We start from the raw sequence: 13,583 nt of genomic DNA, 5'->3' as shown, positions 1-13,583 counted from the left end.
CTGTGCCGATGGCGGGAGCGGTGAGCGCGGGTGGCGACCGAAAGGGTCGTATCTCCGACCGCGATATCGCTGCCATCCGGGAACAGGTTCCTATCGAAGACGTCGTCGGCGACTACGTCCAGTTGCGCCGGGCCGGCGCCGATTCGATGAAGGGCCTGTGTCCCTTCCACGACGAGAAGTCGCCGTCGTTCCACGTGCGCCCCAACCATGGCCACTTCCACTGTTTCGGCTGCGGCGAGGGCGGCGACGTTTACGCGTTCATCCTGAAGATCGAACACGTCAGCTTTGTCGAGGCCGTTGAGATGCTGGCGGACCGTATCGGCTACACCGTGACCTACAGCGGTGGTGGCACCAGCGTCCAGCGTGACCGGGGAAGCCGGAGCCGGCTGACCGCCGCCAACGCCGCCGCGCAGCAGTTCTACGCGGCCGCACTGGAATCCGAGGAGGCCGCGCCAGCCAGGAAGTACCTCACCGAGCGCAACTTCGACGCTGCGGTGGCTAAACAGTTCGGTTGTGGCTTCGCGCCGTCGGGTTGGGATTCGCTGACCAAGCATTTGATCCGAAAAGGCTTCGAGTTCAAGGAACTTGAAGCCGCCGGATTGTCCCGCGAAGGCAGGCGCGGACCGATGGACCGCTTCCACCGCAGGCTGCTGTGGCCGATCCGCAGCGCCAGCGGCGAGACCGTCGGCTTCGGCGCACGCCGGATTTTCGACGACGACCAGATGGAAGCGAAGTACGTCAACACCCCAGAGACTGTGCTGTACAAGAAGTCCAATGTCTTGTTCGGCATCGATCTGGCCAAGCGGGATATCGCCAAGGGGCATCAGGCCGTCGTCGTCGAGGGGTACACCGACGTGATGGCCATGCACCTGGCCGGGGTGACCACCGCAGTCGCCTCGTGCGGTACTGCGTTCGGCGACGAGCACCTGTCCATGCTGCGGCGACTGATGATGGACGACAAGTTCTTTCGCGGCGAACTGATCTACGTGTTCGACGGTGACGCGGCCGGTCGAGCCGCCGCGCTCAAGGCATTCGCGGGCGAACAAAACCTTGCCGGCCAGAGCTTCGTGGCTGTCGCGGCCGACGGGATGGATCCGTGCGATCTGCGGCTGGCGCAGGGTGACACGGCGCTGCGCGATCTGGTGGCCCGGCGTACGCCGTTGTTCGAGTTCGCCATTCGCACCGCGCTGGCCGAGCACGACCTGGACATGGCCGAGGGGCGGGTGGCGGCGTTGCGCCGCTGTTCTCCGATGGTCGCTCAGATCAAGGACCCCACGTTGCGCGACGAGTACGCCCGCCAGCTCGCCGGCTGGGTCGGCTGGGACGACGTCGCCCAGGTGATCGCACGGGTGCGCGAGGAAGCCGGCCACAAACCCGGGGCGCGCGGCGACAACCGGCGCCCGGCCGCCGGACGGCCCGCGGCCGCTGCCGACCATGGAGCCCACCGTCCCGACCCCCGGGATCCGACGCTTCGACCGCAGCGCGAGGCGCTCAAAGCTGCCCTGCAACACCCCGTACTAGCCGGGCCGGTGTTCGACTCGCTGGCTGTTGAGTGCTTTACCCATCCCGGCTATGCCGCGGTGCGCAACGCGATCGAGACCGCGGGTGGGACGTCGTCGGGCCTGACCGGTGGTCAGTGGATCGATACGGTGCGTGAACAGAGCGGTGCCCCGGCGACGGCAGGCCTGATCTCCGAACTCAGCGTCGAGAGCGTCCGGATCGAAGACGAGGAAAAACTGCCCCGGTACATCGGCAGTGTGCTCGCTCGGCTGCAAGAGGTCTGGGTGGGCCGACAGGTCGCCGAGGTGAAGTCCAAGCTGCAGCGGATATCGCCGGTGGATCACGGAGACGAATACCACGCGCTGTTCGGCGACTTGGTGGCGCTGGAGGCATATCGGCGCAGCCTGCTCGAGCAGGCTAGCGGCGACGACCTCACTGCGTGAGACCAGTCGGCGGGTTATGGTTAACGAACTGCCTGTCTTAAGCGAAAGGTCAGATATGACTACCGCGAACACCCGTGCCCGCCGTTTCGCCGCCGCTGGCGCGCTCGTCGTGGCTGCGGCTGCGGTTACGGTCCTGGCTGAACTGACTGCCCCGACCGCCTCGGCGAACCCCGGCGGCACCTGCCTGGCGTGGTTCGGCTCGCGGGGCGACGGCCAGTGCCTGAGCTACTCGAACAACAACGTCAGCGTGGGCACCCCGCAGCTCGGCGTCTTTGGCCCCACCGCCGGTTCGATGCCCGGTGGCGGTGTCGGTATCAGCACCGGGCCGCTGTTGCCAGGTCAGACCATCAGCATCCCGTTGGGCTAGTTCTTCTCCGTACACCCTCGAGATCGACGTGTGGGCGGTAACTTCGCGCGATCTACGACCATGAGGTCGATTCTGGCCTCGTGAGCCTGAGTTATTGCGTTTCCGACCGCCGTGGTTCAACCACGGTGGTTTCGGCGTCTATCTCGGTCAGCGTGACCATCTTCGGATCGGGATCCGGCGACACGCGGTCGGCGAGCTTGCGGCGCCCGGCGTCGATCACGGTCTTGGTGGCGGGATTGTCCGTCAGTGCGCGGTAGGTGCCGACAATCTGCTCATAGCGCTTGCGTCCGGCCTTGGTGCCCAACACATAGCCCACTCCGAGCACGGCCAGATATTGGATCACTGCATTCCCTTCGTCGAAACTCTGCTCCACCATCCTGCCTGACCCGGCGGGGTTGGCGCCCCTCCACCGGTTTGGCGTCGGGGGTGTTCGATAAGCTAGAGTCACCTTCCGGTCCGCATCAGCGCAAGCGCGCTTTCGCGGGAAGTAGATAGTCCCCTGTAGCTCAATTGGCAGAGCTTCCGACTGTTAATCGGACGGTTCTTGGTTCGAGTCCAAGCGGGGGAGCAGTAGAAAAATAGCCGTCTAGCTGGTGGTTGCCCGGATTAGACGGCCTGAGTTATCCGCGGCCACATTCAGACGAGTCTGCGGCTGGCGCTGGGCATCGCGTGGGGTGGTTATGGTGCCCGCGCAAATGCTCGGAGTTCGCTCGGGGTTGGGCTACCAGATTTTCAACGCCCGCGATCCGCTCGCGTATGGCCAGGGAGTGGCCGTCGTTTTGGTGATCGGCGTCGTCGGCTACCTGCGCGATCTCCTCGCCCGCCTCGCACTGGGCGGTCGAATCAGGGCGTGGCCGCCTGGGTTAGCTTCATGGCTGGCGCCGACCAGTAGACTCGTCGGGTTATGGCAGGACGGAAAGTACGGAGAAGAACCCGATGAGCGGCCATTCCAAGTGGGCTACAACCAAACACCAGAAGGCCGTCAAGGATGCGCGCCGCGGCAAGGAGTTCGCCCGGCTGATCAAGAACATCGAGGTTGCGGCGCGTACCGGTGGCGGTGACCCCGGGGGTAACCCCACCCTGTACGACGCCATTCAGAAGGCCAAGAAGACCTCGGTCCCCAACGACAATATCGAGCGCGCCCGCAAGCGTGGCGCTGGTGAAGAAGCCGGTGGCGCCGACTGGCAGACGATCATGTACGAGGGCTACGGGCCCAACGGTGTCGCGGTGCTGATCGAATGCCTGACCGACAACCGCAACCGCGCCGCCGGTGAAGTCCGTGTGGCGATGACCCGCAACGGCGGCAATATGGCCGACCCGGGTTCGGTGTCGTACCTGTTCTCCCGCAAGGGTGTCGTCATCCTGGACAAGAACGGCCAGTCCGAGGACGACATCCTGATGGCGGTCCTGGATGCCGGTGCCGAAGAGGTCAACGATCTCGGCGAGAGCTTCGAGGTGATCTCCGAGCCGACCGATCTGGTCGCGGTGCGCACCGCCCTGCAGGACGCAGGCATCGACTACGACTCCGCCGAGGCCGGTTTCCAGGCGTCGGTGACGGTGCCGCTGGACGCCGACGGCGCCCGCAAGATCATGAAGCTCGTCGACGCGCTGGAGGACAGCGATGACGTGCAGGACGTGTACACCAATGCCGATATCTCCGACGCGGTCCTCGCCGAGATCGAGGAGTGAGCTCGGCATGGCTGATGTGACCGACCCCAACGGGGTCACCTGGTCGGTGCGACGCTGGTGGTTCGATGCGTCGCCCTGGGAGTCCGGCTTCGCCACACTCGATGCGCTCGCCCGCGCAATGCAGGAAAGCGCCGTCACCCAATATGCGCCCGAGGCCTGATCAGCGCATCCCGTGGCCTGACCCGTCGTGGATGATCAGCCCGCCGCCTAGCAGGAACGGATAGAGCGACGGGTTCGGCTCCGATCGCGATATCGCGGTCGATGTCGGCACGCAGTTCGCTCCGCGCCACCCCGCGGTCCCAGACCGTCTCCAGCACCGCGCGCCGTGAGCGAATCACCCCATCCCGCAACTCGTCGGCCACCTCGGGGTCGGGGGAGTCGGCCTGCATCTCAGAGGTCGCACGGACCACCGCTGAGCGCGACTGTTCGCTGCGGGGTCGGCCCGGACAGATCGGGGTGGAACGCGTCGGGGCCGCTCATGGTCTGACGATAGCCACTGCTCAGCGATCCGCGTGGCGTGTCATGACCGATCCCGTCACCCCGGCCCGCTACTGTTATCGAACAGCTGTTCGTAGTCGGAAAGGGCGATCCGTGCGGGTGATGGGAGTCGACCCAGGGTTGACGCGCTGCGGTCTGTCGGTGATCGAGAGCCGCGGTGGCCGGCAGGTCACCGCGCTGGATGTCGACGTCGTGCGCACTCCGGCCGAGCAGCCGCTGCAGCTTCGGCTGATGACGATCAGCGACACCGTCGACCACTGGATGGGCACCCACCTGCCCGATGTGATCGCGATCGAGCGGGTCTTCGCCAACCAGAACGCCAACACCGCGATGGGCACCGCCCAAGCCGCCGGAGTGATCGCGCTGGCGGCCGCCCGCCGCGATATCGACGTACATTTCCACACCCCCAGCGAGGTCAAGGCCGCCGTCACCGGTAACGGCCGGGCAGACAAGGCACAGGTCACCGCGATGGTCACCCGGATCCTGCAGTTACAGCAGAAGCCGACGCCGGCGGACGCCGCCGACGCGCTGGCTCTGGCGATCTGCCACTGTTGGCGCGCCCCGATGATCGCCCGGATGGCGCAGGCCGAGGCGATGGCCGCCGAACAACAACGCGCCTATCAAGCCCGCCTGAAGGCCGCGCGCAAGCCGATGACGCGGAGCGCGACATGATCGCCTCGGTGCGCGGTGAAGTCCTCGACATCGCCCTCGACCACGTGGTCATCGAGGCCGCTGGCGTCGGCTACAAGATCATGGTCACCCCCGCCACGCTGGGGACGCTGCGCCGCGGTACCGAGGCCCGGCTGATCACCGCGATGATCGTGCGGGAGGACTCCCAGACGCTCTACGGCTTCGCCGATTCCGATGCGCGCGACCTGTTCTCGACACTGCTCGGGGTGTCCGGGGTCGGTCCGAAGATCGCGCTGGCGACGCTGGCGGTCTACGACGCGAACGCGCTGCGCCAGGCCTTGGCCGACGGTGACGTGACCGCCCTGACGCGGGTGCCCGGCATCGGCAAGCGTGGTGCCGAACGCATGGTGCTGGAGCTGCGGGACAAGATCGGCGCGGTCCCCGGCGGTGCTGGCCTGTCCGCGGCCACCGGGCACGCGGTGCGCGCACCGGTGGTGGAAGCCCTTGTCGGACTTGGCTTTGCGGCCAAGCAAGCCGAGGAAGCCACCGACAAGGTGCTCGCCGCTGACCCGGATGCGAATACGCAGAGCGCGCTGCGCGCGGCGCTGTCACTATTGGGGAAGACCAAGTGAGCCGGTTCGACGACGAAGACGAGGGCGACGAACTCGAACGCGATGTCTCGCCGGCGCTGACCGTCGGTGAAGGCGATATCGACGCCAGCCTGCGGCCCCGGTCGCTGCGCGAATTCATCGGCCAGCCGCGGGTGCGCGAACAGCTGCAGCTGGTTCTGGAAGGCGCCAAGAATCGCGGCGGCACACCGGATCACATCCTGCTGTCCGGCCCGCCCGGCCTGGGCAAAACATCACTGGCGATGATCATCGCCGCCGAACTGGGCACCTCGCTGCGCATCACCTCCGGGCCCGCTTTGGAACGAGCGGGCGACCTGGCGGCGATGCTGAGCAACCTCGTCGAGCACGATGTGCTGTTCATCGACGAGATCCACCGCATCGCCAGGCCCGCCGAGGAAATGTTGTACCTGGCGATGGAGGACTTTCGGGTCGATGTCGTCGTCGGCAAAGGCCCTGGGGCGACGTCGATTCCACTGGAGGTCGCGCCCTTCACCTTGGTCGGTGCCACCACGCGGTCCGGCGCGCTGACCGGGCCGCTGCGCGACCGCTTCGGGTTCACCGCCCATATGGACTTCTATGAGCCCTTCGAATTGGAGCGCGTGCTCGCCCGCTCGGGGGGCATCCTCGGCATCGAGGTGGGTGCCGAGGCCGGCGCCGAGATCGCCCGGCGGTCGCGCGGCACACCACGTATCGCCAACCGGCTGTTGCGGCGCGTGCGTGACTACGCCGAGGTGCGTGCCGACGGCGTGATCACCCGCGATATCGCCAAGGCCGCGCTGGCGGTCTACGACGTCGACGAACTTGGCCTGGACCGGCTCGACCGCGCGGTGCTCACGGCGCTGACCAAAAGCTTCGGCGGCGGTCCAGTCGGGGTGTCCACCCTCGCGGTCGCGGTGGGGGAGGAAGCCACTACCGTCGAGGAGGTGTGCGAGCCGTTTCTGGTCCGCGCGGGCATGATCGCGCGGACTCCCCGCGGCCGGGTGGCCACGCCGCTAGCCTGGACTCACCTCGGCGTGGTGCCACCGCCGCGGGCCAGCGGACTAGGTCAGTCCGGTCTTTTCGAATGATGGGAGCCCCGTTCGGCACCACCGCCGAGGAGGCGCAGACCACCACACTGATGGCCCTCAATCAGGGCTTCTACAACCTGTTCCTGGCGATCGTCAGCGTCATCGGCATTGTCGCAATCATCATGGGAGACAATGCGATCGGTGCGGCACTGGTGTTCGCCGGCGTCGGATCGATGCTCGCCGCTGCTGTCGTGTTGCTGGTCATCGCCATCATCTGATCCCCAGGATCCGTTTGGGGTGCATGCCGTCCACCATGCCCATGAACGGCGGATGGATGCTGTAGCCGAGCATCCGGCGGATGTTCTCCGATACGGTCCGCACCGTCGCGGGCGGTGTCGACAGCGTGAACGCCTCCTGCGGGCGTAGCCACGGCTCGCAATACTGCGCGGTCACGGCCAGCCGGCTCTGGTCATCCGTGCGGTTGGCGCCGCCGCCATGCCACAGCGTGCCGGCGAAGAACACCACCGACCCGGCCGGCATCACAACGCTGACCTGTTGGTCGGCGTCGGTGGGTCTGCGGTCGTCATCCCAGTGGTGGCTGCCCGGAATGACGACGGTGGCACCGTTATCCGCGGTGAAATCGGTGATCGCCCAGATCGTCGCCACGCTCAACGCCGGGCGTGGGCGCGGGACCGGATACATGCCGTCGTCGAAATGCAGGAACTGGGCCGATTCTCCGGCGTTGATCCGGATGGCCTGGAGCTGGGACAACAGATAGTTGGGCAGCAACAGCCGATCGAGCAGTGCCAGCACCCGCGGATGCTCGACGATCCCGTCGCAACCCCGGGTCTTGGTCAACAGGCTGTAGGCCCGCTGAGTGTGTAAGCCCTCGAAGGCATTTCGGCCGACCGGCCCGAGCAGTGGGTCCACCGCGGTGCCGATATCCCGACAGGCCTGCGCCGTCAGGAGGCCTTCGAGGACAACGTAGCCGTCACGCTCGAGGGCGGCCAGATCGGAGTCGACGTGCTCTCCCGGCGCTGTTGCGGTGGCGGTCGATCGGTAGGTCCCGGCGATATCGGTATAGAGATCTTCGACGTTGTCGACACGAACTACGTTGTGCGCCATGGGTTTATCCTTTCCCGGTTGAGCTGAGACCGACGGCACCGGCGACGAACGACCAGAGCTGGTCGATGACGTCGGGTGCGGGCGGTCGGGGATCGCGCGTCAGACACACGGCAACCACCGCATTCGTCCCGCCGATCGTGGCTGCGGCCAGATACTCGGGATCACGGTCGGCCGGGATCTCACCGTCTCGCTGCCCCTGGGCCATGTTGCGGGCGCCGACCTTACTCATCTCCTGGAGCCAACGGCTGCGTGCGGTGGCCAGCTCGCCATCGCCGACACCGGCGAGGATCGCGGGAGCCACCGGCTCTGCGTACAGAAAATGCACCCAATCGGCGATACGCTGACGTTCCCGTTCGGCCCAGGTCGGGGCGTCGTAGATGCGAAGCGCAATGGAATCGGAGAAGCGCTGGTAAAACGCGTCGACGACAGCGACGAGTAGCCCGGTGCGGGTGCCGAAGTAGCGGTAGGGCAGGCCGGCGCTGACTCCGGCCCGGCGCGCGACTCCCGCGACCTCGAATGGTGCGGTGCCGGCCAGCTCCGCGGTCGCGGCCTCGATGAGCCGCTCTCGAGCCTGGATGCCGCGGGTCGTCATCGCCGTCGTCACGGCACCATCCTAAGTTGAGTTCAACTCAATTTCTAGGTGTGGCGAAGCTGGGCTTGCGTGCGCACATCAGCCCGGACTGGCGGCGGTGCGGTAGCGCACCTGGTTAGCGCCCGCTCGTTTGGCCTCATACATCGCGGCGTCAGCTGATTCGCCCAGCTGCTTGATGATCGCGCCCGCAGAGGCGCCGGCGAGGTCGTTGACCGGCACCGTCGCTACTCCGGCGCTGGCCGTCACGCCAAACGGCATCTCGGCGACAGCTTCCCGGAGCCGCTCGGCACAGAGCACCGGAGCATTCGACTCGGTCAGGTCAACCAGCATGACGGCCAGCCATTGCGACTGTGTTCTGTCAGCCGTGGCGACAAGTTGCAGCACCGAGTGGTCGTAGCCGCGTCGGTTGCGCAACCCGGTGAGCGGATCGGTGTCCGACATTCTGGCGTCCAGGCTCAGCAGATGTAGGAACAACTGCGTTCCGAACGGGACCGCGAGCACGGCGACCAGTATGCCGAGCACATGCCCGACGGCCATAGCGGTATCGCCTCCCGCGGCGATCTGTACGCCGGCGTAGACGGTGGTGGCGATCGCGTTGATGAGCGTCGCCGCCAACAGCCGGCTGGAGTGGTACTGAAGCGCTGCAATTGGCGCGAGGCACGATTTTCCGAGACCCAGTCGTATTGGTCGGGCTGGTGCCACCACCGGCGGACCCACGCCGCCATGCCCACGTCTTTGTGCCTCTGGTCCGCCGCTAGACGTCATAGCGTCGCCACGTGATGCGATCGCTGTCGGTGCTGGTGTGCCTGCTCCTGGTCGGGTTGACCGGGCGCGCTCGTGGCGCGGCCGAGCCGGCGGGCCGACTGGTGGGACATCGGTACCGGCCGGCAGCTCCACCTCGAATGCCAGGGGCTCGCCTTACGACATCATTCTCGACGCGCAGCTGAAACCCAGCAACCGCATACCGTGCAGCGGGATGTCGACGATGTCGTCGCGCTGATCGATGCCGCCCAGCTGCCGGGACCGTTGGTATTCGCCGCGCACTCCTACGGCGGGCTCATCTTCGACCTGCTGGCGCGGACTCATCCCGACCTGGTTGCCGACCACATCATTGGGGTCGGCAACCAGGTCCGGCGGGCGGGCTAGCCGCTCCTACCGCAGGCCGAGCAACTGAAAATCGGTCATGTACTTGACGATCACCCGCGGGGTGACATGCGGAATGTCCTTGTCCGGAGGGATTTTCGCGTCCTGCACCGCGGCGCGGAACCGTTCGGTCGGGGCGATCGATCCGCGGACCGGTCGCTCCGCGTGCTGATAGTTGTGCAGCAGCGGAAGCAGCGAGTACTGGCGCTGGCGGTCGGGCAGTGCCCGCATCGAGGTCTCGAAGCGTTGCAGCCATGCGCCGTACTCGGCGATCCGCTGGATCGGGTAGCCGGCCTCGACCAGCCAGTCCACGAACTCGTCGAGCCCGATGCCGTCGTCGTAGGGATTCATCACGTGGTAGGTCTGGAAGCCTTCGGTGACATATGCACCCAGGGTGGAGATCGCCTCGGCGATGAACTCGACGGGCAGGCCGCCGTAGTGGGCCCGCTGGCGGTTGCCGTCGGCGTCGAGCTGGTAGAACGACGCGGGTGCGATACCGGTGGCCACCAGGCTCAGCATCATCCGGGTGAACATATCGGGCAGGTTGAGCTGCCCGCCGTAGGTGGTGTCGGCCAGGATCATGTCGCAGCGGAAGACTGAAACCGGAAGGCCGCATAGGTCGTTGGCCTCGCGCAGCAGCACTTCGCCGGCCCACTTGCTGTTGCCATAGCCGTTGGCGTAGGAATCGTCGACCGCCCGGGTGGGACTGATCACACGGATGTCGCCGTCCTCGACGAACTGGCCCGGCGTGATGCCGGCACCCACGCCGATGGTCGAGACGTACACGAACGGCTTGATTTTGTTGGTCAACGCGATCCGGATCAGCTCAGCGGTGCCGACAGCGTTGGGGCCAAACAACTCCCGATACGGAAGAACGTGATTGACCAATGCCGCGGGGTCGACGATCAGATCGACCGTATCGGCCAGTCGCTGCCACGTCTGGGTATCCAACCCCAGGTTTTCTTCGCCCTTGTCGCCGGCGATCACCTCGAGATGCTCGGCGGCCAGTTCGCGATAGTGCACCAGCAGTGTGGGATCACCACTGTCGAAGGTGGAGTCGAGTCGTTGGCGCGCGTCCTCATTGGAGCGGGCTCGCACCAGGGCGATTACCTTGCCGCCGACCAGACTCATCCGTTCCAGCCATTCCAGGGCCAGGTAGCGGCCCAGAAATCCGGTTGCGCCGGTGAGCAAGACGGTGCGAATCTCACTACTCGGGCCGGGCAGTTGCGGTGCGGCCGCCAGTGTCGCGGCATCGATAAACCGGTCCAGCGTGAGATCACTGGCGTGGGCTTCGGTGGCGCCCGCACCATGGACCGAGGCGAACGTTGGCCGCTTTCTACCCGAACTCCGTTCGGCTTCGATATAGCCCGCGATAGCCTGCAGATCGTTGGCCGGGCTGACGATCACACCCACCGGCACCTCGATCGCGAAGATCTCGTTGAGCAGGTTGGCGAATGTCAACGCCGACAGCGAATCTCCACCCAGATCGGTGAAGTGCGCGTCCGGCTGCAACTCGGTGGCCGCGGCACCCAGCAGCGCGCCGGCGGCACGGGTGATGGTTGCCAGCACCGGTGCGTCGGAACCACTGCGCCGAAGCGTGCGCAGCTCGTTGGCCTGTCCGTCGGCCAGATCGGTATAGAGCTGTTCCAGCGCGGAGCTGTAGCGTTCCTTCAGCCGCGGCCACGCCAGTTTGCGGATACCGGTCAGCAGCCCGTTCTCGACGGTGAAAGGCGTTGTCTCGACGAGGAAATCACGCGGGATCTCGTACGACTGTAAACCGGTCGCGCGGGCCACATCCTGGAGGGATTCGCCGATCAGACTCTTGAGTTCCGCCGCATTGTGCTGCGCCGCCGCCTCGGCGGTGGGCACCACCACGGCCAGCAGGTACGGCCGAGCGCTGTTGCCGTACAGGTAGATCTGGTGCACCAGTGGGCTGCCCAAGAAGGCGGCCTCCAGCTTCGAGACCGTGACGAACTCGCCCTGGGACAGCTTGAGGACGTTGTTGCGCCGGTCGACGTACCGCAGCTGGTCTGGCGCAGGTTCGGCGACGATATCGCCGGTCCGGTAGAAGCCGTCCTCGTCGAACATCGTCGCGGTCACTTCGGGACGCTTGTAGTAGCCGGGGAAGAGCTGTGTCGTCTTGACCAGCAGCTCACCGCGCGGGTGCGGCAGGTCGGTGGCGAAGTACCCCAGTTCGGGAACGTCGACGAGCTTGTAGTCGGTGACGGGCGGGCGGCGCACGACGCCGTCGACGAATACCGCGCCGGCTTCGGTCGAGCCGTATCCCTCGATCAGATGCATGTCCAGGAAGGTCTCGAGCCATGCCTTGAGTTCGGGCGCGATCGGTGCCGAGCCCGTCATCGCCGAGACGAAGCGTCCGCCGAGCAGGCTCTGGCGCTGCTCGGCCAGTACCCGGGCTTCATCGTCGGGTCGCCGGTCGACCTCGCTTTGCACTTCTTGGTGGATCATGTCCCACACCCGCGGCACCAGATTCAGCTGGGTGGGGCGAGTCAGTGCCAGGTCTTCGAGGAACGTGGACAGGTCCGCGCGGGCGGCGAAATAGACTGTGCCGCCGACGCTTAGCGTTCCGTACAGCGCGCCACGGCCCATCACGTGGCTCATCGGCATGAAGCTCAGCACGATCGCGGGGTAGGTGCCCTGCTTGTCGTCCCAGTGCGCGGCCGCGGCGGTCCACATGTCGGCGACTTTCCGCGCGGGGTACATGGCGCCCTTCGGGGCGCCGGTGCTACCGGAGGTGTAGATCAGCAGGGTCAGCGGGTCGGCTTCGGTGGTCGCGGCCGGCTCGGTGGAACGACCGGTGCCATAAGCGATTTCGTCGGCCAGGGTGGTCACGGTCACCTCGGTGCCGGTCAGCCGGTCCTTGGCGGCGGCCAGCGCGTCGCGCTGATCGTCGACTTCGGGCCGGAAGTCGAAGACCACCAGGCGTTTCGGGGCCGGCCCGGCGAGAACGAGTTCGACGGCGTCGTCGAGATAGTCGATGCTCGACGCGATCACGGTCGGTTCGGTCTCGGTGATGATCGGGTGCAGCTGGGTGGCTCCGGCGCTGGTCTGCAGCGGTACGGACACCGCGCCCAGTTGGGCCAGCGCGAGGTCGATGACGGTGTAGTCGACGCTGGTGAAGCCCAGGATGGCCACTCGGTCACCAGGTTGCGCGGCATCGCCCGACCAGGCGCCGGCGATCGCCTCCACCCGGTCCCGAAGCTCGCGATAGGTGATGGTGTCGAACTGGTCCACCAGTTCGGCGGTGGTGCGGTGCGTCTGCGGGTCTTGGACCAATCGCACGACGCGCTGACCGAGCGCGGGTCGGTCGGCGTAGCCGTCGAGGACGGTCTCGATGATCCTGGGCAGGCTTAGGCCGGGTTGGCCGGCGGCCGCGGTGACGGTGGGATCGGGCGTTGCGGCGGCGAACTGCGGGTCGGTCGCGTAGAGATCGGCGACGCGCTGCTCGAACCGGGCTTCGCGAGTGTCAGTCGACATAACGGAACTCCATGAACACGCTAGAGAAACAAGATGGAAGTGGGAGCGCTTCGTTGCGTCCAATCCAAACTACGTTAGCAAAGCTAACGGTATTCCCTTCGGCGGCCGAAGGCGGCTGTGAACGTGCTGTCCATCGCCCGGCCCGGCGCGACGGGGGTACTCGTGCGCCATCACGAGGGTTCCCCTGGCTCGGTGCGCAGCCTGCGTGACGTGCGCTACGCGCAGCGGCCAGTCGTCGCTGAGCCCACTGAACGCGTTGTCGCTGAGCATGATACGGCCGCGACGACCGTCATTGAGACGCCGCGCCGGACGCCCGTCGCACCCTGACCGCGCGAGTCGGGGAGGGCTCGCGTGCAAAGAACCCACCCGCCGTCGATGCACGGCGGGTGGGTTCTTGGGTAAGAGAGATCACTGTGCGATGTGCGCCACAAACCCGATGGCGTTGCGTGGCTTCCGGGCCAC

Annotated in this window: 14 protein-coding genes, 1 tRNA gene and 2 pseudogenes; 11 read left to right on the top strand and 6 right to left on the bottom strand. The window is 66.3% G+C overall.

Going from position 1 to position 13,583, the window contains the following annotated elements; translation table 11 throughout:
* Positions 1–8 precede the first annotated feature (8 nt).
* Positions 9–1,943 (top strand): DNA primase, encoded by a 1,935-nt coding sequence (dnaG, locus tag G6N13_RS22440; RefSeq protein ID WP_163700689.1) that lies wholly within the window; start codon positions 9–11, stop codon positions 1,941–1,943.
* Between the two features lie 55 nt (positions 1,944–1,998).
* Positions 1,999–2,310, top strand: coding sequence for a DUF7155 family protein (locus G6N13_RS22435; protein ID WP_163700686.1), 312 nt, complete (start codon positions 1,999–2,001; stop codon positions 2,308–2,310).
* 91 nt (positions 2,311–2,401) lie between these two features.
* Here the strand turns inward: G6N13_RS22435 and G6N13_RS22430 are convergent, their stop codons facing one another.
* Entirely contained in the window at positions 2,402–2,653 is a 252-nt protein-coding gene (locus G6N13_RS22430; RefSeq protein ID WP_163702437.1) for a hypothetical protein, read from the bottom strand.
* Positions 2,654–2,805: 152 nt separating this feature from the next.
* Here G6N13_RS22430 and G6N13_RS22425 point away from each other — a divergent pair.
* The 4 genes and pseudogenes from G6N13_RS22425 to G6N13_RS22410 all read left to right on the top strand — a co-directional run bounded on the left by G6N13_RS22425 (position 2,806) and on the right by G6N13_RS22410 (position 4,159).
* Positions 2,806–2,878: transfer RNA gene (locus tag G6N13_RS22425), tRNA-Asn, on the top strand.
* 54 nt (positions 2,879–2,932) lie between these two features.
* Positions 2,933–3,158: pseudogene (locus tag G6N13_RS22420) on the top strand (ABC transporter permease); the annotation flags it as partial.
* 88 nt (positions 3,159–3,246) lie between these two features.
* Complete coding sequence (locus tag G6N13_RS22415) at positions 3,247–3,999, top strand: YebC/PmpR family DNA-binding transcriptional regulator (RefSeq protein WP_163700683.1); 753 nt, start codon at positions 3,247–3,249, stop codon at positions 3,997–3,999.
* A gap of 7 nt (positions 4,000–4,006) precedes the next feature.
* The gene (locus tag G6N13_RS22410; RefSeq protein WP_163694302.1) at positions 4,007–4,159 is read left to right on the top strand and encodes a hypothetical protein; all 153 of its coding nucleotides are present in this window, start codon (positions 4,007–4,009) and stop codon (positions 4,157–4,159) included.
* Here the strand turns inward: G6N13_RS22410 and G6N13_RS22405 are convergent.
* Positions 4,134–4,388, bottom strand: coding sequence for a TetR/AcrR family transcriptional regulator C-terminal ligand-binding domain-containing protein (locus G6N13_RS22405; protein WP_163700680.1), 255 nt, complete (start codon positions 4,386–4,388; stop codon positions 4,134–4,136). The two genes, G6N13_RS22410 and G6N13_RS22405, sit on opposite strands and share 26 nt — an antisense overlap.
* 202 nt (positions 4,389–4,590) lie before the next feature.
* On the opposite strand from G6N13_RS22405, the gene ruvC reads away from it, so the two are divergent.
* The 4 genes and pseudogenes from ruvC to G6N13_RS22385 form a co-directional block, all read left to right on the top strand.
* On the top strand, positions 4,591–5,169 hold the full coding sequence (ruvC, locus tag G6N13_RS22400; protein ID WP_163700678.1) for a crossover junction endodeoxyribonuclease RuvC: 579 nt from the start codon (positions 4,591–4,593) through the stop codon (positions 5,167–5,169).
* The gene (gene ruvA, locus G6N13_RS22395) at positions 5,166–5,759 is read left to right on the top strand and encodes a Holliday junction branch migration protein RuvA (RefSeq protein WP_163700675.1); all 594 of its coding nucleotides are present in this window, start codon (positions 5,166–5,168) and stop codon (positions 5,757–5,759) included. Before ruvC ends, ruvA begins: the two co-directional genes overlap by 4 nt.
* Positions 5,756–6,823, top strand: coding sequence for a Holliday junction branch migration DNA helicase RuvB (ruvB, locus tag G6N13_RS22390; protein WP_163700672.1), 1,068 nt, complete (start codon positions 5,756–5,758; stop codon positions 6,821–6,823). The genes ruvA and ruvB overlap by 4 nt, the downstream gene beginning before the upstream one ends.
* A gap of 5 nt (positions 6,824–6,828) precedes the next feature.
* Positions 6,829–7,032: pseudogene (locus tag G6N13_RS22385) on the top strand (DUF1304 family protein); the annotation flags it as partial.
* A gap of 1 nt (position 7,033) precedes the next feature.
* Here the strand turns inward: G6N13_RS22385 and G6N13_RS22380 are convergent.
* The 3 genes from G6N13_RS22380 to G6N13_RS22370 all read right to left on the bottom strand — a co-directional run bounded on the left by G6N13_RS22380 (position 7,034) and on the right by G6N13_RS22370 (position 9,095).
* The gene (locus tag G6N13_RS22380) at positions 7,034–7,888 is read right to left on the bottom strand and encodes a phytanoyl-CoA dioxygenase family protein (RefSeq protein WP_163700667.1); all 855 of its coding nucleotides are present in this window, start codon (positions 7,886–7,888) and stop codon (positions 7,034–7,036) included.
* A 4-nt stretch (positions 7,889–7,892) separates the two neighbouring features.
* Positions 7,893–8,492, bottom strand: a complete 600-nt coding sequence (locus tag G6N13_RS22375) for a TetR/AcrR family transcriptional regulator (protein ID WP_197746812.1) — start codon at positions 8,490–8,492, stop codon at positions 7,893–7,895.
* A 66-nt stretch (positions 8,493–8,558) separates the two neighbouring features.
* On the bottom strand, positions 8,559–9,095 hold the full coding sequence (locus G6N13_RS22370) for a nucleotidyl cyclase domain-containing protein (protein ID WP_163700664.1): 537 nt from the start codon (positions 9,093–9,095) through the stop codon (positions 8,559–8,561).
* Between the two features lie 351 nt (positions 9,096–9,446).
* On the opposite strand from G6N13_RS22370, the gene G6N13_RS22365 reads away from it, so the two are divergent.
* The gene (locus tag G6N13_RS22365) at positions 9,447–9,626 is read left to right on the top strand and encodes an alpha/beta fold hydrolase (protein ID WP_235677863.1); all 180 of its coding nucleotides are present in this window, start codon (positions 9,447–9,449) and stop codon (positions 9,624–9,626) included.
* Between the two features lie 6 nt (positions 9,627–9,632).
* Here G6N13_RS22365 and car read toward each other — a convergent pair whose 3' ends face one another.
* Positions 9,633–13,121, bottom strand: a complete 3,489-nt coding sequence (gene car / locus G6N13_RS22360; protein WP_163700661.1) for a carboxylic acid reductase — start codon at positions 13,119–13,121, stop codon at positions 9,633–9,635.
* Positions 13,122–13,583: the final 462 nt, after the last annotated feature.

This window comes from Mycolicibacterium sarraceniae, from assembly GCF_010731875.1.
In the GTDB taxonomy this organism is placed as follows: domain Bacteria; phylum Actinomycetota; class Actinomycetes; order Mycobacteriales; family Mycobacteriaceae; genus Mycobacterium; species Mycobacterium sarraceniae.
This window is presented reverse-complemented; position numbering and strand designations above follow the sequence as displayed.

Excerpts from the sequence above, each read along its gene's own strand:
- dnaG (WP_163700689.1), top strand. The coding sequence starts at position 9 with ATGGCGGGAGCGGTGAGCGCGGGTGGCGACCGAAAGGGTCGTATCTCC.
- G6N13_RS22435 (WP_163700686.1), top strand. The coding sequence starts at position 1,999 with ATGACTACCGCGAACACCCGTGCCCGCCGTTTCGCCGCCGCTGGCGCG.
- G6N13_RS22415 (WP_163700683.1), top strand. The coding sequence starts at position 3,247 with ATGAGCGGCCATTCCAAGTGGGCTACAACCAAACACCAGAAGGCCGTC.
- G6N13_RS22410 (WP_163694302.1), top strand. The coding sequence starts at position 4,007 with ATGGCTGATGTGACCGACCCCAACGGGGTCACCTGGTCGGTGCGACGC.
- G6N13_RS22405 (WP_163700680.1), bottom strand. The coding sequence starts at position 4,388 with ATGCAGGCCGACTCCCCCGACCCCGAGGTGGCCGACGAGTTGCGGGAT.
- ruvA (WP_163700675.1), top strand. The coding sequence starts at position 5,166 with ATGATCGCCTCGGTGCGCGGTGAAGTCCTCGACATCGCCCTCGACCAC.
- G6N13_RS22380 (WP_163700667.1), bottom strand. The coding sequence starts at position 7,888 with ATGGCGCACAACGTAGTTCGTGTCGACAACGTCGAAGATCTCTATACC.
- car (WP_163700661.1), bottom strand. The coding sequence starts at position 13,121 with ATGTCGACTGACACTCGCGAAGCCCGGTTCGAGCAGCGCGTCGCCGAT.